Consider the following 21187-nt stretch of genomic DNA (forward strand, 5'->3'; position numbering starts at 1 on the left):
AATTATATATCTTTAGAAAGATAAAGACAAATATTATTTGTTTTTAAATGGTTTGATATGACTTTAGTGTGCAATTAGGTGAATCATACAAAATTAAAAGTGTTTAAAATATTGTTAATCAGGAGTTTGTGATTTTTTATCAAATCCTGCCACCCCGACTTATTAGTAAATCAAATAGTAATAAAAACTTGGTAATCGTATGATTATCAAGTTTTTGTCGTTTTAGGGCAGTCATTTAATTTAGTTTGATTTGATTAAAAATGTGACCTATTCGGTTACCTAGTTCTAAAATGCATAAAAAAGGTAACCGAATACTATGATTTGACTTTTGTTTTAATGTTCAATTTTTAAAACAAAAACGTATGAAAACTTTAAACACTTTTAGTATTCTGTTTTGGCTAAAACTTGCCAGTGCCAAAAACGGAAAAGCACCTCTTTATGCTCGAATTACTGTAAACGGAAAAAGAGCAGAGCTCTCTTTAAAGCAAAAAATCGTAATATCTGATTGGGATGTAAAGAAGAATCGATTAAAAGGATTGAGTGACGACACCAAAAAAGTTAATACTTATCTTAAACAAGTTAGTTCTCAACTGTTCGAAGCATACCAAAATCTTAAAAGAGAGAATAGGTTTGTAACCTCAGATCTTCTCAAAGCAAATTTTTTAAGAGCTGATGAAAGTCAATATGCACTTACTGATATTATTAACTATCATAACGAGCATATGAAATCTACCTTGCGTTGGGGAACTCAGAAGAACTATTTTACCACACATAAATATATTTTTCTTTTTCTCAAGCAAAAACATAAAACTACTGACATATTCTTAAGTGAGTTAAACTATAAATTCATTATCGATTTTGAACGCTTTCTAAGAGGTCAAAAGTCCATGGGAAACAATACGGTTATGAAACACATTGAACGTCTAAGAAAGATGATTAATCTAGCTTATAAAATGGAATGGCTAGACAAAGATCCGTTTATAAAATTTGAAGCTAAATACGAGAAGAAAGAGAGAACTTATCTCACTTTACAGGAATTACAAGCGATAGAAAATAAACAGTTCACCATAGACAGATTGCAACTGATAAAGGATTTGTTTGTATTTAGTTGCTATACAGGTTTATCCTATGGAGATGTAATGAGTTTATCAACTAATAATTTATGCGCTGGCATAGACAACAAACAATGGATTTATGCCAAAAGAGAAAAGACGAGTACACCAATGAAAATTCCTATACTATCAAAAGCGATGTACATCATCAAAAAATATGATGCACACCCAGAAGCAGTAGTTAAGAATAAACTTTTTCCAACGATATCCAATCAAAAATTAAATTCCTATTTAAAAGAGATAGCCGATGTATGTGGAATAGCTAAAAATCTAACTTTCCATATTGCCAGGCATACTTTTGCTACGACGGTCACTTTGAGTAATGGAGTTCCTATAGAAACCGTATCCAAATTATTAGGTCATTCTAAAATTACTACCACCCAGATTTATGCTAAAGTTATTGAAAGAAAGGTAAGTGAAGATATGCAGAAGTTAGAGGAGTGCTTTTTATCTTGAAAATAGCGAATTGCTTCATTCACTATGGTTGCAAAGAAAAAAGAGATTACAGCAAATAGTAGTTACGCCCAGTTGGATTTCTTTCTAACGTTTATCAATCCGAACACTAAAGAAATCCAACTGGATCCGTGCGTATATAAGTTATGGTAAGATTTGGGGTTTTACTTTTTTTAACCAAGAGCATTTTCCTTTTTTAAAGTCTCAAAAGAACTCAAAAAAAGATCAAATGAAATAAGATTTGAGCTGTATTTCATTTACTTCTTTCAGAGCCAATCGCATTCCCTTTTTGATATAGATTATCTATAAAGGATTTAAAATTAGGAAAGGGCTATAAATAGGAGGGCCGTGCCATCCGTTTTATGCGCCCGCTAATTTTATATGCTGTTCTTTTACTATCAAAAAGGGAAGGGACTCAAAGAAGCCTAAGCGACAAGTTGTTGAAATGCAAATCGGACAAAATTCACTAAAAAGTTGATTGAGCGAACGTAAGTCAAAAAGGAATTTTCCAAAAAAAAAGACTGTTGAAATTAATTACTTTTTGGCTTGTGTTCAAGACTTTTAGACGAACCTTTTTTTCTGAAATAGAATGAAAGGAAATAGGGTAAGGACACTATAGTTTAACCGATTAAAAAAGATTCAATAGATAATTATTTTTAGCTAAAGTGAGGGGGTAACTCTGCGATTTGTCGCAAATAAATACCATTTTACTGAGGTTTTAAGTGTATTTGTCGCAAATCTGGAAAAATTATGGATGATAAATAATCGTAATATACTGATTAATAAGTAATTAAAAACTTGTAACATCGCGTAGCGTGTTACCCTCTTGCTTTTCCTTTTTTTTGTTTTAAAAGTTAAGATTTAAGTAGTTGCCAACCTATTTATTTATTCATATTTCATTTCTTAAAAAGGAATACTTAATAATAAAATGTATTTCAAAATGTTAGTTATAGATTGTTACTATCATAAAAAAAAGACATTTTACTTTCTACTATTTTTTCTAATTCATTTTGCTTGAATTCAAACCAATTTTGTCCAAAATCAGAATGATCAATTACCTTTTTAAAATTCTGGAAAGGTTTTTTCTTCTTTAAGATAATATCCAATTCCGATTGAAAATTATTATCGGATATTTGAGCTACAAATCGTTCCATAATTTTAAATGACTCAAAGCTCTTTAAAACCTCAAATTTGTTATAATCTGCTTCATTTTCTTGTATTTTTTGAAATTCTAATTGAAAAGCTTCCTTAAAATTTTCCTCATCCGTAAACTGCAAAGAGTTTGGAATTGTTAAAATTTCATCTGTCTTAAAATTATAATAACAGTCAAACCCACAATCCAATTCTTGTGCTATCTCTCTAATGATGTTAGGTTTTTTCAGAACCATTTTTTTCGTATTATTAAGATTATAGTCAATAATTCTAGAATGAGACTGGTCAATTAAATATACTATTATTAAATTAAATAAGGAAATCGATGTTTCGTTGGAAGCAAACAAAAGAATAATATTTATTTAATTTGAATTATGTAGCCTTATTTCAGGACGGGTCATAATGTAGCATAACGGTTTTGGCTAGGCTTAGTGCGGGAAGAAAATCGATAAGAGTTTCGGACAGGTACTAAGCCGAAGCTTTTTGTTTGGTTTCTTTTGATTTCACAAAGCCAAATCAACAAGATTTGGCGACTTAGTAAATATACATAAAACTTTGAGAAAGCACATAGCCGGCATTACGTTTAGGCATTGTGCTTGTTGCACAAGTTAGTTAATGGTTGAAATAAAGTTAAAGTAAATTATTGATTTGGTTTCTTGACTTTAAGAATGCAAGGATAAAAGGCTTGCTCAAAAAAAACTTTTTACTAATTTTCTATAGCATACTATTATAGGCTTCAATATACTCGAGTTAAAATCAAATTGCCTGAAAAAAGATTATTGAAGCCAAATTTGTTAGCTATTATGTGTATAGTAGTAACTTTTAATGTCAAATTTTATTTGGTAAATTCCACAAGATTTACTCAAGCAAAATAAAGAGGCATCAAAACCATTTAGAAATTATTATATATAAAAATATAAATTTTTAAATTTGACTAATGTTTAAACTTCCTTATTCAATGTTAAAGTCTTGCCTAAAATTTTATTTGTTTTTATTTGTTTTTGTATCTGTTCAATCTCAAGAAAAAGTAGATTCACTAAACGATACTAATGTACAAGAACTAGAAAGACTCACACAACTACAGGGAGAGTTTTACAATAAAGGACTTTACGATAAATTTAAAATATATACAGATTCTATCTTAACTATTGCTAAGATAAATCATTTTAAAGAGTATGAAATTGACGCTATTATTAGGTTAGGTGTTTATTATGAAAAAATTGGCGAGTATGATAAATCCCTAGGTTATTATTTACAAGCTTTAGATTTATTAAATGACTTACCGAAAAGTTATAAAAAACGATCCGTTATTTTAATCAATCTTGGAAATTTGTACAATTTGATTGGTTATCATGATAAAGCCGAAAACTCTTTTAATGAATCGTTACAATACATAAATCAATTTGGCGGACCTGACATTTACAGAATGGCCAGCTATACAGGCTTGTCAGAATCGTACTCTGCAAATAAAAATTATGAAACTTCATTAAAATATCTTGAAAAAGCAAAAATAATAGGTGATAAACTAAAACGCAATGATATTCTTATTTCCGTTTTTACAAATATGAGTGATAACTATTTGCAATTATATAAATATGATAAATCACTTGCTTACAGTGAAAAAGCGGAAGCACTTTACAGCAGTGAGCTGTCGTTAGAACTCAGGGCTTTATGTTTGTATGTTAAAGGTGCATCCTTGGTTGGCTTAAAAAAGTACGACGATGCAATTATTCAGTTACAAATGGCTCTAGGAATAGCCATTTCAAACGAATATTTAAAAATTCAGATGGACACCCACAAAGAATTGTCTAAAGCATTTGAAAAACAAGGCAAGTTAGAAAAAGCCAACATGCACCAAAAAGGCTACACCAATACATTAGAAAAGTATTTAATGTCATTATCTAAAGCAAAACGATTAGAAGTTGAAAAAAATTTGGCAGAAACAGAAGAGCTACTTAAAAAAGAAAATAAATCGAAAAGGGCACTTTTTTTTCTGGGTTTTGGTATTATAATAATGCTATCAGTAATTTTATTTATCTACATAATAAAGAAAAAGAAAAGCCAATTAGAAACTCTCCAATTGAAAGAAGACCAGACTATACTAAAGGATGAAAATGAAAGCCTGAAAACAAAAATATATAAACTTACGCAACAAAAAAAAGCGCCCTCTACTGGTAGTAAAAATATAAATTCAGATAACAAAAAGTCATCGTTAACAAAAAATGAGCAAGATCAATATATTCAGCACATATTAGAGTATATGGAAAAGGAAAAGCCTTATCTAGATCATGAAATTAACCAAACCGTCTTAGCTAAAAAACTAGATATGAGTGTGCATCTTTTTTCTGAAATTTTAAATATTTGTTTAGAGAAGAATTTTAATAATTTTATTAATCTATATAGAGTGGACAGAGCTAAACTATTAATGAAAGATAATAAGTACGCACATTATAAATTACTTGCAATTGGTTATGAGTCTGGTTTCCCTAGTAAAACTTCGTTCAATAGGGTATTTAAACAATTGGTAGAACAAACTCCATCTGAGTATCGCCAACAACAAGCGCTGAATGAAGTTGCTAAGGGATAGTAGGTAAAACAGGTAGGAATGTGTTGAGTTTTAAAACAGGATAGACTATGTTGGATTTATAAAGCAACAGGTGCCATCTTATAAATTGCCCCTTGTATTAGTTTTCTAAAAGATATATTTGTCATAAATTATTAACCTACCCAAACGTTATGAGACACCTACTCCTTTTAATGTGTTTTTTCTTTACTTGTTGTTCGTTCCTATGCGTTTTTTTTATTCAAAAAGATAGTTTTATTTTATTAGTTTTCTTAGGGATACTTAACTTACCCTCCATTTTTAACAATGAAAGTTACTCTACTATCATTCATACTACTAAGTTGCACTATATACACAATAAATAATAAACCTATGGCAATATTTAACAGACTTTTTGGAAAGAAAGAATCTGCCAAAAAAGTAACATCAAAAACAGACAATCTATACATTGAGAAAACTAGTGAAATGATAGACGAAGTACTCTTTTGGAATATAGTGGACGCTTCTGTAAAGTATACTAAAAATCAAGAGGAACAAGAGCAGTTTTTAATAAAAGAAATTGAAAAATTGACACCCCAACAAATGATTGGTTTTCGATTAAGAACAGACAAACTTCTTTATGATACTTACAGTTCTGAAATGTGGTGTGCGGGATATATAATGAATAGGGGTTGCTCAGACGATGGATTTGAATATTTTAGAAATTGGATAATATCGAGAGGAAAAGACACCTATTATAAAGCCAAACAAAATCCAGATAGTTTGGTTTTAGAATTTGTAGAAGGAGAAGCATATTATGACTTTGAAAGTTTTTGGTACGTGGCATTAACAGCGTTTAAAAATAAAACAGGAAAAGAATTATATGATTATATATCTGACGATTTTACATGGAATGAAGGGAATTATCCAAATTTTGAGTTCAATTGGAAAGAAGAAAAACCAGAAACTATGCAAAGGATTTGCTCGAAATTATTTGAGAAATTGTGGAATTAAAAAAGGACTAGCACTAGGCAAAGAAATAACTGAAAAACTAAACTTTTTAGCCGTTAGAACTTCAGGTGTTACCATTGTACTTAGATTACACATATTAAAAACTATATACAAGAATGGCAGAACCAACGGGTGTTTTTATAGAAATTGAAATAGATGAAAAAGGTTTAAAAAAAATGTTGAATCATGCCTTTGATAAAGCTTATAATAATAAGTTGGGTTATTATTTTAGCGAATTATTATACAACTGTAATGCAAACCCTGGCAATGTATTTATATTGAATTATAATTTAAAATCAAAGAAATGTTTTATTGCCTATCTATTAAATCATTACGAAAAAACACTAGTAGAACCGCTTATAGATGCTTTACCACTTATTAGTTCGATAAAAAAATCTGATACAACAGATTATGCTATTGTTGCTACTATTTTCCCAGAAGTGCTTGAATCTTATAAAATAACAAATAAAAAAACAGAAAAAATAACTCACGATTTACCAGCAGACATTGTAAATCGTTTAATTAATAAATTGTGGTCTTTTTCAGAAAATAATTCCTTTCCAGAACCAAAGAAAGCAATCAATAAAAGAAATTATTTTTATAAAGGTTTTAAAACTTATTATAAAAAATACTTGCTACACATAGCGGAAACAGAAAGACCAAGCAAAATCGCTCAAGCAACAGAGGAGGCACCCTATCATCTTTTTGATAATTTTTATACTTATAATAACAAAGTATATGATCTAAATAGGTACACCAATCAAATTATAGAATTACCGCAAGCAGATCCAGCTTCATTTAGAAATGTAGCTGGAATTAAAGCCGATAAAAATTTTGTTTTTAATAAAAAATTAGCATCTAATTCACCTCCAAAGACTATTAAAGAAGGGAATTATTCAAAAAACAATCCTCTAGCTGTCTGGGAATGGTGCATAGCAGAAGGAATTGATGGTCTTAACTTTAAGTATATTAAAGACAAATGGGATACTATTTATTGGAAAGACAAAAATGCTGTTTTTATTTATAATAATAATGAACTGATAAAATTAGAGCATGCTGATAGTAGAACATTTATACATTTAGATTTTTGTTATGGAAAAGATAAAAATCAAGTATTTTATTTAGATAGAGTCATTCCTATTAACGTCAATAATTTTGAATTAAATAAAAACGGGTTCATTTTTGATAATTATACTATTTTTCATTACGAGAATGAAATACCCTTGGATGCTAAAACTTTTAAAATATTAGAATATGAATCATCTACCAATCCGTTTGTAGGCACATTTCTTTTAGAAGATAAAAATGGTCACTATAAATACAATAAAGATTGGAAACCAGAAGTCCTATTACCTATAGCACCTAATACTAAATATTAAAGTTGAAAAATAATTACAAAGTCACTAAAATTTGATAATTAAATAAGTTCGGAATGTACAAATATATAGAAACTGAAAGATTAATAATCAGACCAATAAATTTAACAGACTCAAAATTTATTATTGAATTAGTAAATTCGAAAGGATGGTTGAAGTATATTGGCAATAGGAATATTTCCAACGAAAAGGAGGCTAAAAATTATATTCAAAAAATACTTGATAGTCCAAATATTTATTACAACGTTTTCGAATTAAAAACAACTAATCAACCTGTAGGAATAGTTACCTTTTTAAAACGTACGGAACAAAAATTTCCAGACATTGGATTTGCAATATTGCCTAGCTATGAGAAAAATGGATATACACTGGAAGCAAGTAGAAGATACTTACAAGAAATCATTAAATCTACAAAATATAATAATGTTATAGGAATTACAATGCCAGACAATCAAAAATCTATAAAATTACTATTGAAACTCGGACTTCAATATCAATCTATTTATGTTGTGGATCACGCCACATTATCTGTATTTAGTTTAAATGCTTAATAAACACAAGTTAATTGGTTCATAATTCAATGCTAATTTCAGGTATTTCATGAAAAATTTAGCTAGTTTAAGAAGACTATTTATTTATTTGATAAGATTTTTAAAATGAAAATATATAATAAAAAAACACTCATGTTTAAAACACTATTTTTTTTAGTAATTGCGTCTATTTCTTCACCAGCTATATTAATAGGTCAACAAAAGAATATATATATTAAAGCTGGTTTTTTATATGATAGTAAACAAAATAAGCTACTTAAAAATAAGCTTATTAAAGTTCAAGGAACAAAAATTATTTCTATTGATGATTTTGAATCTTTACCTATTAATAATGAAGTCATAGATTTAACCGATTATACGGTTCTTCCTGGACTTATAGATGCACATACACATGTGCTTTTTTCTCAAGATGCCAACGAAGATTTTGCAGAACACAGTATACAATCATTAACAATGGAAAGTGATGCTTTAAGAGTGCTTCGAGGTTCCAAAAGAGCAAAAAGTTATTTAGATCATGGCATAACAAGTATTAAAGACCTTGGCAATTCAGGCTCCTATCTCGATGTAGCACTCAGAGATGCGATTAATGAAGGAACCATTGAAGGCCCGCGTATTTTTGCTTCTGGACCTATTTTGGCGGCAAATGGTGGGCAAGTTTATGGTGTGCTACCAGAACATCAAAATTTAATAGATTTAGAATACCGAATAATAAAAAGTCCAGATGATGCTAAAAATGCAGTTCGTGAGCATGTGAACCAAAATGTGGATGTAATTAAAATTTGCGCAGATAATATTCCCAATAAAACCTATTTAACCGTAGAAGAGATAAACTCTATCGTTAAAACAGCACATACATATCATTTAAAAGTAACTGCGCATTGTGTCACAAGCCAGTCCGCTTGGAACGCTGTAGAAGCGGGAGTTGATGGAATAGAACATGGTTTTAATTTAGCAGATAGTACTTTAACTAAAATGGCAGAAAAACAAATTTTTTTAGTGCCTACTGAAAACAGTAAATCTTACATGAATACGTATGCAAAACTTGCTGGTTATAATGATGACGAACTAGACTGGATTGATAACTATATTAATAAAATGGAAGTTAGATTGAATAGAGCGATAAATAAAGGAGTCCCAATCGTAGCAGGTTCTGATAATTATACCGACGTGAAAATATCTCGTGGTAAATCATCCATAGATATGTTCAACTATTATTTTGAAGCTGGAATGAAGCCACTTGATATCCTACAGTCTAGTACCTACATTTCAGCATTTCATTTAAATAAAGAAAATGAAATTGGTTATATAAATCCGCAGGCAATAGCAGATATTATAGCTGTAAAAGGGGATATTGTTAATGATTTTATTTCTACCATAGAAAATGTTGTTTTTATAATGAAAGATGGAAAAATTTATAATGATAAAAGGGGCTTTTATTAGTACAGCTTAGAGTTACCCTTATCACACTACTATTTTATTGGTGTGTTTGTTATTTTACGTATTTTATTATTATTCGAATCGGCAACATATATGTTCCCCGCAGTATCAATAGTAATACCGTGTGGGTAATAAAAACTTGCTTCAGTTCCAGTAGCATCTGTACTACCTGAAGTTGTAGCGCCTGCCCAAGTGGTAACAATACCTGTAGTCGTAATTTTGCGTATTAAATGATTATAATGATCTGCGACATATACATTTCCATCAGCATCAACGGCTAGATCAGATGGATACTGAAATGTTGCCGTAGTTGCAGTACCATCTGCTCTACCAAAACTTCCCGAGCCTGCTAGAGTAGTAACTTCACCTGTTATTGCAATTTTTCGTATTTTATAGTTATTGGTATCAGCAACATATACATTTCCATCAGCATCAACGGCAATACCCCTTGGATGTGAAAAAGTAGATTCAAGTGCCATTGCGTCTGTACTACCAGTGGATCCAGAGCCTGCTAAGGTGGTAACTGCGCCAGCTGGTGTAATTTTCCTTATTTTTTGATTAAAGGAGTCTGCTACATATATATTTCCAGTCACATCAACTGCAAGTCCTACTGGACGATTAAAACTTGCTGCAATTCCATTAGCATCTGTGCCACTCCTTGTACCAGACCCTGCGAAAGTGGTAACTGCACCTGATGTTGTAATTTTTCGTATTTTATGATTTCCCGTATCTGCAACATATACATTTCCAGTAGCATCAACCGCAATTCCATTTGGTGAATTAAAACTTGCTGCAGTTCCAGTGCCATCTTCACTACCCTCAGTCTCAGAACCAGCTAAGGTTGTAACGATACCTGCGGCAGTAATTTTTCGTATTATGTCATTTCCAGTATCAGCAACATACACATTTCCAGCAGCATCAACCGCAACTCCAAGTGAATTATAGAAACTTGCTGTAGCGCTTGTACCATCTGTTCTCCCAACAGCTCCAGAACCTGCTAGGGTTGTAACTTCTTGTGTGAAAGTAGTCGTTCCATCTTCCTCATTACCTGAAGAGGAATCTTTACTACAACCACAAATAAATATTATAGACAATAGAAGTATGCATAACTTCCAAATTTTCATTTTTTTCATTTTTAAATTTATTATATAATTAAAATCATTGCGATAAAATGCGAAGGTTATTAGTTATGGTTTTTTAATTAAAGCACCCCAAAGTAGGAAGATCATCGGTACCTAAAGCTGAATCTTTATTAAAATCAAAACAATTTGTAACATTAATGGTGTTCCAACCAGAGAGGTCTTGATCAAAAGAGGACGCAGAATTGAACATATTGAACATAGTAGTTACACTACTTACATTCCATGCTGACAAATCTTGATTAAAGGAAGATGCAGAATTGAACATAGTGGACATAGCAGTTGCACTACTTACATTCCATGCGGACAAATCTTGATTAAAGGAAGATGCAGAGTTAAACATTCTATTCATATTAGTTACACTACTCACATCCCATCCAGAAATATCTCCATTAAATGCCGTGGCTCGATCAAACAAACTAGCCATATTTGTAGCATTACTCACATCCCAACCAGAAATATCACCATTAAAAGCAATAGCTCTAGAAAATACTTCATACATAATTGTAACGTTACTCACATCCCAGGTTGAAATATCACCATTAAAAGAGAGTGCGTAAGAAAACATTGTAGATATATTTGTTACACTGCTTACATCCCAATCAGAAAGATTTTGATTAAAAGATGTAGCAGCCGCAAACATTTCAGACATATTTGTTACATTGCTAACGTCCCAATTTGAAATATCGTTGTTTACTAAATATGCTGCGTAAAACATACTAGACAGGTCTGTTACTTTCGATAAATTAGGTGCATCTTTAGCACTAAGTGCTACGTTTACGCAAAAATAAAATGCACTATTCATAGATTGCCATTCTATTGTGCCCCAGTTTTCAATAGATTGCATTTTTTTTGCGTTATCAGTATCATTTGCATTGTATATTGCAGGAAAGTTTCCTGTTATTTGCACAGTATGTATGCCCGCATTTTTGTATTCATGCGCAGCCGCTGTGGTATAAACAGTATTTGTTGCGGTGCCATCTCCCCAATTTACAGAATAGCTGTATTCTGAAGCATAGTTAGTATTAATATCGATTGTAATACTTTCATTAGCTTGGGTTGTTCTCCAAGTAGTTACAAATGCGTCATTATTTATTTGTATCTCATCATTTTCTGTAGTATCATCACTACACGAACAAACCAATATTAGTGACAAAAGAAGTGTCGTTATCTTCCAGATTTTCATTTTTTTCATTTTAAATTATTTTACAGTTTTAACAAATAGTTTTAGGCTTTTTGTTATCAATCATTTTATTTAATTAAAGCACCCTAGAGTAGGAAGGTTGTCCGTTTCCAATGCCGACCCATAATTGAAACTATAACATTTAGTAGTATTTAAGGTATTCCAGCCAGAAAGATCTTGATTAAAGGACTCTGCAGAATGAAACATATAACTTAAATCTGTTACATTACTTACATTCCAATTTGAAATATCACTATTAAAAGAGGTTGCATTTCTAAACATACTATTCATTGTTGTAACATTTTGCACATCCCAATTCGATAAATCTTGATTAAAAGAAGTAGCATAATTAAACATATCCTGCATTGTTGTAACGTTTCCCGTATCCCACTTTGAAATATCTTGATTAAAAGAGGTGGCTTTACGAAACATTTCATACATGTTTGTTACATTGCTAACATCCCAATTTGAAATGTCTTGATTAAAAGAAGAAGCAGAATTAAACATACCTAACATGTTTGTTACATTGCTAACATCCCAATTTGAAATATCTTGATTAAAAGAAGAAGCTCCAAACGTATATAACATAGTTGTAACCTTTCCCGTATCCCAATTTGAAATATCTTGATTAAAAGAAGAAGCTTTGTAAAATGTATATAACATAGTTGTAACCTTTCCCGTATCCCAATTTGAAATATCTTGATTAAAAGAAGAAGCAGAATTAAACATATTCGACATATCTGTTACATTGCTAACATTCCAATTTGAAATATTGCCATTAAAAGCCTTAGCTTCATAAAACATTCTCGACATATTTGTTATACTGCTTACGTCCCAACCTGAGAGGTCTTGGTTTACTAATTCTGCTTTATAAAACATATAAGACATATCGCTCACAATTGATAAATCGGGTGAGTCTTTAGCTATCATTACAAGATTTGAGCTATCATAAAATGCTTGATACATAGATTGCCATTTTATTGCTCCCCAATTGTCTATAGATTGAATTTTTTGTGAGTTTGTGCTATCATTTCCATTAAATATAGCAGGGAAGTTTCCGGTTATTTGCACAGTATGTCTGCCTGCCTCGGCATATTGATGTATTGCTGCTTCGGTATAAACCATATTTGTGGTGGTGCCATCTCCCCAATCTACAGAATAACTGTAATCTGAAGCATAATCAGTATTAATATCGATTGTAATACTTTCATTAGGTTGGGTTGTTCGCCAAGTAGTTACAAATGCGTCTTTATTTATATCTATTCCATCACTCTCTATAGTATCTTTACTACACGAACAAACAAATACTATTGACAAAAGAAGTGTCGTTATCTTCCAGATTTTCATTTTTTTCATTATTAAGGTTAACTCATTTTAACAAAGACACTAAATTTTTTTAGATGCCAGTTTACCCGATGGAAAATAAAAAAATGTAGGTGTTTCATAAGACATGGGGTTGTTAATATGAAAGATAAATATATATTTAAGGAATTTCTAAATAGGTCCATGTTATAATTTGACACCTGTTAACTTACCATTAAAACTCAATAAATAGGAATATTGACTGAGACATTTACTAAATAATGATAAAATCATTAAGTTAGTGGTAACAAATAGCAAAATTATGGAGCAAAGATTCAAAAGGCTCTCTCTTTTCGATTTTCAGAAAAATTTTCCTGATAAGGATAGCTGCCTTTCACATTTTCCTGAACTTTTATATAAATTTTTTTTTATTTTAAAATGAGGTTTAGATGAATAATAATAAAGCAGAATTTAGTAAAAAAGAAATCAGTACGGCGGTTAAGAATGCCTATCACTACAATAATTTTACTCAACTAGAACAACTCATTAAAGCAGGTTTAGACATAAACCATAAGACAGTTTATAGTACTTTAGAATATACAGAATTTAAAGTTGAACCCATGGAAAAGTTCGCATCACTTGGTTTTGATGTTAATACTAGCAGTGGAGTATTTGGTTTACCAAAGTTTTTTGACTTTATTGAGGATTTTGAGGGAGATGTGGCAATGCTTAAAAGAGCTCTTGACATAAAGGGAATTGATTTTAATACGACATCAGAAATAGGAAGTAGTTTACTTATTGCCTTCGATATATCTTTAAAATCATTATCATTTGAGCAAGCAGATGACTACACCCTAGTATTCATTAAAAAAATTATAGAAAAGGGGTTTAATTATTCTTTCATAAATAAAAAGGGCAACACCGCGTTGCACTATATTGAAAAATCTCCAAAAACAGTAGCGTACTTAGTAGAAAAAGGTTTAGATATTTATGCCGTTAACAATAATGGAGAAACACCATTAATGATATTTTGTCTTGAAGCGTCAAACAATGAAGCCTATGTTGAAGCCCTTAAAAAATATATAGAACTAGGTGCGGATATCCATATCGCGACAAATGATGAAGCATCATCAAGGCATGGTTGGACCGCACTTCACTATGCCATATATGGAAAAGCACCACGTATTGTGGAATATCTTCTATACATTGGAGCAAAAACCGATCAGCTTTTTAAAGATGATGTAACAACTCTTGATTTGGCTATTAGAACAAATAATCAAGACATTATGGATCTCTTTATGGGTGATGTTGAAGCCAATAAAACGCCATCAGTTGTTAAATCCATGATCGGTTTTTTTATGCTGAAAATGAATTACAATGAGATTGTTAATTGGTTTGAAGAATTGCCTCTTGAAGAAGCCGATTGGGAAACCTTACATAGGGCATCAGTTGCCTATCGTAAAATGGGTGATATTGAAACCGCCACTAAATATGGTTTATTTGCTATTGAAAAATTTGGTATTAATAATTTTCTACTTGATAACATGGTATTCATCTATGTAGTGCGTGGAAAATTCCAAAATGCGTTCGATATATGGGACCAATATAGAAATGAGTTTGATCCAACCACCGATCCAGCAGCAAATACTATTGCACATGTTGTAGTGGCTTATGATCAATTAGGCAAACACAAAGAGGGGTTTGAAGATGTTATTGATTTTGTTGACAAGGCTAAAAACACAGGAGAATCTAAAGGCGGATTGATGTTTTTTAATGTGGCATGTTTAGCTGCCATTAATAATGATATTGATAGTGCCATTGATCTATCTGCTCTTGCTATTAGTAAGGACTATGAATCTGTAGATTTTATTGATAGCTGTTTTGATTCGATTAGGGATACAACCATATTTAAAACCCTCATGGATTTTGCTGATAATGAAGTGTTATATCTCACCTTTAAAAAAGATGATGAAACAGTAACGTTCTATTCTCGATGCGATAATGAGTATGATTTCATTACAGAAAATGGTGAAGTGTGTTCGGGTGAAACACGAAGCTTTAACGATTTAGGCCACATGCTACGAATGGTCTATTCTGAGATTGGATATTTAAAACAGGATGGCTATAAAGCCTATGATGTAGATTTTCTGAAAATATGGATTCCTGTATATGATGATATTTTTAAGAGGATTGCAGCATCAACGAAAAAACCATTGGGAAGGCTTAATGTGGAATGGGATTTTGATCATAATGAAGATACACTTACCCGACCATACTACGTTTATGGCGATAATGGATATGATTTAGATCACTATGATGATGTCTACTACATTCCAACCCAAAAAATATTTGAAAGTGTTATAAAGGAAGTGGTTAAACTCGATTCGTTTAAAGCCCTAAATAAAAAAGATACCGTAGAAATTATACAATCGGAACATGATGGAGGGAATGAGTTTTTCTATACATATAAGTAAATTTAACTTTTAGATTGTTATTTTTTAATTATAGTTATGCTTAACACAAGATTAAACCTAAATATGCGGTAATTTTTTAGATCTTAAATTCTGTCTTACGTTTCAAGCTTAAAAAAAATAGTGGATAAAAGCCTAAGTTCAATAAGAATATTCAAATTAAATTTCAATAATTGTATGGCTAAAATAGAATATGAATATTTGTAATGAGAGGGAGAAGTTTATTTATGTAAAACCTTAAATACGCTTAAACGTTCATAATTCTGCTAAAATAATGAGTATTAGAATAACAAATTGAACGTGATGCATTTTAGTAAAATATGCGTTTATGAAGTTTTTATTAATAATTAAAAGAAAGAGAAATTAAGTTTGTTTGGATTTTCTCCTTTTGTTTTGGGTAGTAGAACTGTTTGATATTTAATGTTTTCTTCGTTTAAATAATCGTGCTACACTTATAACTTAAACCTAGATAATAACAATTACTTTAATTAAGTTGAAGTATTACATCGAAAAGTTGCAAAAATAGAGGTGTCAAATAATTAATTGACACCTTTTTTGGTCATTTTTTAAATATGTTTGATTATTTATCAAATACAACCAAGATAATTTTATTTTCATTCTAAATTTAACAACTATGATAATTATTAATGTAAAAACAATTTTTGAACCCCTTCATAAAACTATCGTAAAAGATATAAAATGTCCAAATTGTCAAGCTAAGGACCATGTCGAAATTGTAGTTTACCAAAAACATACAGATACCGGATGGATTTATAAAGTAACAAAGATTTTAACAGGAACTGCATACTGTTTAAATTGTAATACAGATATACCAAATGTAAAATGGACACCAGAAATTGAATCAGCCTTCGAGAAATTAAAAACAGAAAGTCCTGTTCAAAAATCATATATCAAGCTTAGCTTTTTGTTTAAACTTTTATTATGCTTTTTAGCAATTATGGCTGTTGTTATTGCATATTTTATATACTCACTTTCTAATGAAGGTAAAATCAAACAAAAGATTTTACAAACTCCAACTGTAAATAATAAATTACTTATTTCTCATGCTGTTAGAGAAGATTATACTAAAACAAATGACTTAGGAAATAGTTGGGCAGTTATTAAAAAAATAGATGGCGATACCATTATAATTCAATTTAGCACTCAAAAAGTTCCATTAGAGCAATTAAACGATTCAGAACCTCCAAAAACTAGTTACGATGGTAAAATTTATAAAATAAAAAAAGAGGCATTCCAAAATGAAGAAAAAATTACAGAATATCATCAAGAAAAAGGTATGGGATTAAACTATGCTTACATCTGGAAATATAAAGAAGAATAGGTCATCATGAGTTTGAAAGAAAAACGCAAAGAAAATATTCACATACAAAATAACATGTATGAAGGTAAAAGCTCTACAAGTGTGTATAAGGGTTTAAAAACCTGTCTATTTATGATAGTATGTTTATTGATTATTGGTTGGATTAACTACCCTAAATTAGTAGAGTTCGAAGCTGGTTATACCTCCAGTGGCATTTTATATATTCTTTATAAGTACTTAGGTATAAATACGCTAATTGTAATCTTTATAATATTATGCATATCCATTATTGTATTGGGTATTTGGGACGTAAAACGACTAAAAGCAATTAAGAATGACAGTAAACGATAAACCAACATAAAAATATAATGTAATCGCTTTTTTATGAAAAAAACAATCATAGCCATAGTAGTATTCTGCGCGTTTATAATTTTAAGATATTATTACAATGAGTCTCAGAAAAAAGAAGAATTTAAATTAGCATTAATACAAGAGTTGCAATCTGGCATATCTAGTATGGATTATGTGTTAGAAGATCCACTTAAAAACGCTATAAAAAAACTAGAAAAATTAACAAATGAAACTAGAACGGTATCAGAAATAAACGAAAAGATGCTTTCAAATATAGAGATAGACTTAAATGTAAATTATTTCTCTATCGATAATTTTGTTAAGGATGATGTGTGGAAATCAATACAGCAGAGCGGTTTGTTGAAAGTTTATAATATAGATGAATTAACGAGTATAAATAGTGCATATAACAATAGAGAAAAACTTTCAGAAGCGAAAAAAAACATAACTGAATTTAAAAATCTCATTCCCTTGTACCTAAATGATATTCTTTATGAAGAACTAAAAGATAAAAATTTTAAACTTTCCACAATTTGTAGTTCGTATAGAAGCAAACTTAGAAAAACTGAATATCAATGTATTCAAACCATTGAGGCATATCAAATAGCAATAAAAATTCTTGATCCTGAAAATAAATTCATAAAAAAAAGAGATTCATTACAGTCCATTAAAAATAAACAGTTATAAAAACTGATGTATTGGTAAATGGATATTACTTATGATGTTAAGTGGCCAGAAGAAATCGCACAACTAAGAAAAGAGTATTGAGTGGTTAAAAGTAAACCAGAAATATACATTTGGGAGGAACTCCAAACAGCTTTATTGTTAGAATTGAGCAGAAGGTAGTTTGTCTAAGTTGTATAAGATTAATACTAATTTTTGTATGTAACTCTGAATATGTATTTATGAATACAAAATGAAATACAAAATCACAAAATCGGATTTAGAAAAAAGAAGTCATGGGGTTACCTTTGACTTTTTCTGTAATGGGTTTCTAATATTTCTAGATAAGGAATTTAAAGCAGGAAATCCTTTCTTGAGTAATTCGAGTATTAATAAATTGGAAAAAGGTGTTTTTAAGGATATAAAACAAAATATTAATACGTTACTAATTCTGGGCATTATTTGTTTGGCTATTGGTTTATTTCAATTTTTTTATACACCTCCCGTGTTAGCGGTAAATCTTTATACACAAATTCATTATATAGAAAATGGCTCTGTTTGTATTACAGGAAGTTTTGCGCTATTGACAGGGTGTTTTTATAGTTATAAAAGGCGTTATTCTGTTTTAGAAACTTTAGTAAAATCAAAAATCATTGAGCACATGAGGGAAGAGTATAGTATATACATGAAAAAGCCAAAAAAAGTAAAACGGTTTAATGAAAAAAAGAAAGTTAGAAAAAAGAGGCGATGAAGAAATTACTTTAGACTTATAGGGTATGACAAAAAACGTAAAATCAAATAATTTTTTTAATATTACCAATGACATTATTTAGCGACACTATCCTAAAAAGTGTGTAATTTTTAATTTTTATCAAGAGATAGCTCACTATTGGCTTCAAAATAAATGGAGCTATGAGTACAAATCCTGTAGCTTAAGACAATCTTTGCGTAGCGGCACTTTCATTTAGAGTTCAAAACTTTCCATTATGACTTAGTATAAAACCATGTTTATTATAAGTACAACCAAAAAAGGTTTTTTTCCAAAGGATACATCGTCAATTGGGCTTAAATCGTTACGAGCCTTTATAGGCAATGGTGCACAAATTGTGAAAGGTCATTGGACAACGAGATGATATATATACTTTAGAGGGTATGATAGAAATGGATGATGGCTATTTTACCATAGAAGCTTTTGAGCAAGCTCATAAAACCCAAAAACAGGGTCGAGGCAGCAAAACCAAATCTAATGTTGTGATAATGGCGGAAAGCACTATACTTGAAGATGTCTCTACAGTGAATACAGAAAGGCAGTGCAGATATTTTAAGGCCAAGGTATTGCCCGACAACAAATCGCACGGTACCGATGATGCTTTTCAACACGCTATAGACGATGAGTAAACCATTGTTTTTACTACTAAAGCACTTCTAATGTTAATATTGCCGACTATGTGGAAATTCATATGAGTGAAATATCAAATGGACAAACCACTGAGGAAAGTCTCAAATGGGTGCATATTGCCATAAGTAATGCCAAAAGAAACTTTGCTGGAACTAATCATAAAATAAAGAAGAAATGTCTGCAATTATACTGGAATGAATTTATATAAACTCAATCGCAGATATTTTGGAGAAAGAATCTTTGATAGATTAGTAATAGCTACTATTACCGCTAGTGGACATTAAAAGGATATGTAAATAAATTACCTTAGCTTTCGATATTAATAGAAAAGAATTACAATGCGGATTTATAATACAGCACCAAGCTTAAAATTATTATCTTAGTATCAAAATTAAACAAAAGGCATTATCAAATAGGTTACCTATTCGGTTACCAAAATTAGTTTTTAATTTTCAACTTTTTGATTTATAATAGTATAGGGTGGTTTAAGAACATTCTGCCACCCCGACAAAATAGAGTGTCAATCTATATCAAAAGCCTGTTAATCGTATGATTAACAGGCTTTTGTATTTTTTATGGTATTAAATTAAAACATATGATCCTATTAAAAAAGGCAACAAATCGGATAACAACATAAGTTTTTTAAAAGTGTTGACCGAATTGTTAAAACTGGGGTAATCTTAGACAGAATAAATGTATCTTTAAAGTGATTTGACTTTCGTCTGGTAATACATAATTAGTAACAAAAAGACGAAATAATGAAAACAACAGCAACCTTTAGTATTTTGTTCTGGGCAGATTTTTCCAGAGTCAAGGACAATCAGGCATCACTTTATGCTAGAATCACGGTAAACGGCAAACGGGCGGTCATCAGTTTAAAACGAAAAGTTTTGATCTCGGATTGGGACGTACATAAAAACCGAGCTAAAGGGACTAGCCAAAAATCGAGAATACTTAACAGCTATTTGGACGAAACCTATAACCATCTTTTTAATTCTTATCGAGATTTGATGGCCGGTAATTTGAATTGTGAGCCCACTTCAAATTCTAGTGGTTTTTCCAAATCTAAAATCCCGTGTGTATATGTTAGTAAATGATGTATGGTTACTTAATAAAACCAAGTTTTAATATCTTCGAGATATTTATTGATACTATCTTCTAAATCTAAATTACCTTTTTCATATTCACGCAATATTAAAACTGCTGTAATTTGTTTGCTTATAGAACCTATAACGAATTGGTCATCAAATTTAATTTGCCTTTTATTTTCTAAATCTGAATAGCCAATTGCTCTAGAATAAATATTAATTGAATCAGTAGAAACTACAATGACTCCATTAAAGTTATTTTGATTAATAATCGAATTAATTTTTGAAGTTAATTGAGCATAATTTTTCTGTTTATCTTGCCCACTTACATGACAAGATAAGAGTACTCCTGTAGACTTCCCCTTCTTAGGACACCTCTAATTTCGATAAATAATTATTATTTGGGTCAGATTTGATGAAGAATTTAAATTCTTCATCAAATCTGGGCATGAATTCTTTAGGTGATATATTACCTAAAGATTTATGCGGGTGATTAAAATTATAGTCTTCTCTCCAGTTGTCGCTTATTTTTTGAAGTTGATAAATGTCATTGAAATAATAGGCATCTAATATATCCTCCCTAAAGAAACGGTTAAATCGTTCTATATATCCATTTTGCATTGGCTTTCCCGGTTG

General features: G+C 30.5%; 17 protein-coding genes and 1 pseudogene. 12 read left to right on the forward strand and 6 right to left on the reverse strand.

What is annotated here, in order from left to right:
- Positions 1-362: 362 nt before the first annotated feature.
- Positions 363-1568 carry a site-specific integrase gene (locus tag BLQ19_RS20110; protein WP_074539505.1) on the forward strand — a complete coding sequence of 402 codons (1206 nt, stop codon included), beginning with the start codon at positions 363-365 and terminating at the stop codon, positions 1566-1568.
- A gap of 944 nt (positions 1569-2512) precedes the next feature.
- Here BLQ19_RS20110 and BLQ19_RS20115 read toward each other — a convergent pair.
- Positions 2513-2953 carry a UPF0158 family protein gene (locus BLQ19_RS20115; RefSeq protein ID WP_074539547.1) on the reverse strand — a complete coding sequence of 147 codons (441 nt, stop codon included), beginning with the start codon at positions 2951-2953 and terminating at the stop codon, positions 2513-2515.
- Positions 2954-3654: 701 nt separating this feature from the next.
- Here BLQ19_RS20115 and BLQ19_RS20120 point away from each other — a divergent pair.
- From BLQ19_RS20120 to BLQ19_RS20140, 5 genes are all read left to right on the forward strand, one after another.
- Positions 3655-5304 carry an AraC family transcriptional regulator gene (locus BLQ19_RS20120; RefSeq protein WP_083332315.1) on the forward strand — a complete coding sequence of 550 codons (1650 nt, stop codon included), beginning with the start codon at positions 3655-3657 and terminating at the stop codon, positions 5302-5304.
- 348 nt (positions 5305-5652) lie between these two features.
- A complete protein-coding gene (locus tag BLQ19_RS20125; protein WP_074539549.1) occupies positions 5653-6273 on the forward strand; it encodes a DUF4240 domain-containing protein in 621 nt (206 codons plus the stop codon).
- A 113-nt stretch (positions 6274-6386) separates the two neighbouring features.
- A complete protein-coding gene (locus BLQ19_RS20130; RefSeq protein WP_074539550.1) occupies positions 6387-7649 on the forward strand; it encodes a DKNYY domain-containing protein in 1263 nt (420 codons plus the stop codon).
- 53 nt (positions 7650-7702) lie between these two features.
- Complete coding sequence (locus BLQ19_RS20135) at positions 7703-8197, forward strand: GNAT family N-acetyltransferase (protein WP_074539551.1); 495 nt, start codon at positions 7703-7705, stop codon at positions 8195-8197.
- Positions 8198-8329: 132 nt separating this feature from the next.
- A complete protein-coding gene (locus tag BLQ19_RS20140) occupies positions 8330-9637 on the forward strand; it encodes a metal-dependent hydrolase family protein (protein WP_074539552.1) in 1308 nt (435 codons plus the stop codon).
- 29 nt (positions 9638-9666) lie between these two features.
- Here BLQ19_RS20140 and BLQ19_RS20145 read toward each other — a convergent pair whose 3' ends face one another.
- From BLQ19_RS20145 to BLQ19_RS20155, 3 genes are all read right to left on the reverse strand, one after another.
- Positions 9667-10758 (reverse strand): NHL repeat-containing protein, encoded by a 1092-nt coding sequence (locus BLQ19_RS20145; protein WP_083332319.1) that lies wholly within the window; start codon positions 10756-10758, stop codon positions 9667-9669.
- A gap of 73 nt (positions 10759-10831) precedes the next feature.
- Complete coding sequence (locus BLQ19_RS20150) at positions 10832-11968, reverse strand: BspA family leucine-rich repeat surface protein (RefSeq protein WP_074539554.1); 1137 nt, start codon at positions 11966-11968, stop codon at positions 10832-10834.
- A gap of 60 nt (positions 11969-12028) precedes the next feature.
- A complete protein-coding gene (locus tag BLQ19_RS20155; protein ID WP_175444454.1) occupies positions 12029-13303 on the reverse strand; it encodes a BspA family leucine-rich repeat surface protein in 1275 nt (424 codons plus the stop codon).
- 404 nt (positions 13304-13707) lie between these two features.
- Between BLQ19_RS20155 and BLQ19_RS20160 the strand changes: the two genes are divergently transcribed.
- The 6 genes and pseudogenes from BLQ19_RS20160 (at position 13708) to BLQ19_RS20190 (ending at position 20560) form a co-directional block, all read left to right on the forward strand.
- Positions 13708-15732 carry an ankyrin repeat domain-containing protein gene (locus BLQ19_RS20160; protein ID WP_074539556.1) on the forward strand — a complete coding sequence of 675 codons (2025 nt, stop codon included), beginning with the start codon at positions 13708-13710 and terminating at the stop codon, positions 15730-15732.
- Positions 15733-16363: 631 nt separating this feature from the next.
- Positions 16364-17071, forward strand: coding sequence for a hypothetical protein (locus BLQ19_RS20165; RefSeq protein ID WP_074539557.1), 708 nt, complete (start codon positions 16364-16366; stop codon positions 17069-17071).
- A gap of 363 nt (positions 17072-17434) precedes the next feature.
- On the forward strand, positions 17435-18088 hold the full coding sequence (locus BLQ19_RS20175; RefSeq protein ID WP_074539559.1) for a hypothetical protein: 654 nt from the start codon (positions 17435-17437) through the stop codon (positions 18086-18088).
- Positions 18089-18317: 229 nt separating this feature from the next.
- Entirely contained in the window at positions 18318-18815 is a 498-nt protein-coding gene (locus BLQ19_RS20180) for a hypothetical protein (protein WP_074539560.1), read from the forward strand.
- A 133-nt stretch (positions 18816-18948) separates the two neighbouring features.
- Positions 18949-19747: pseudogene (locus BLQ19_RS21120) on the forward strand (IS1595 family transposase); the annotation flags it as partial.
- Between the two features lie 474 nt (positions 19748-20221).
- Positions 20222-20560, forward strand: coding sequence for an Arm DNA-binding domain-containing protein (locus BLQ19_RS20190; RefSeq protein ID WP_074539561.1), 339 nt, complete (start codon positions 20222-20224; stop codon positions 20558-20560).
- 11 nt (positions 20561-20571) lie between these two features.
- Here BLQ19_RS20190 and BLQ19_RS21835 read toward each other — a convergent pair whose 3' ends face one another.
- Positions 20572-20832, reverse strand: a complete 261-nt coding sequence (locus BLQ19_RS21835; protein WP_083332317.1) for a serine hydrolase — start codon at positions 20830-20832, stop codon at positions 20572-20574.
- Positions 20833-20917: 85 nt separating this feature from the next.
- A partial coding sequence (locus BLQ19_RS20200; protein ID WP_139150301.1) for an integrase core domain-containing protein occupies positions 20918-21187 on the reverse strand: 270 nt, incomplete at its 5' end.

Origin of the sequence: Cellulophaga baltica (assembly GCF_900102165.1) — a bacterium.
Classification (GTDB): domain Bacteria; phylum Bacteroidota; class Bacteroidia; order Flavobacteriales; family Flavobacteriaceae; genus Cellulophaga; species Cellulophaga baltica.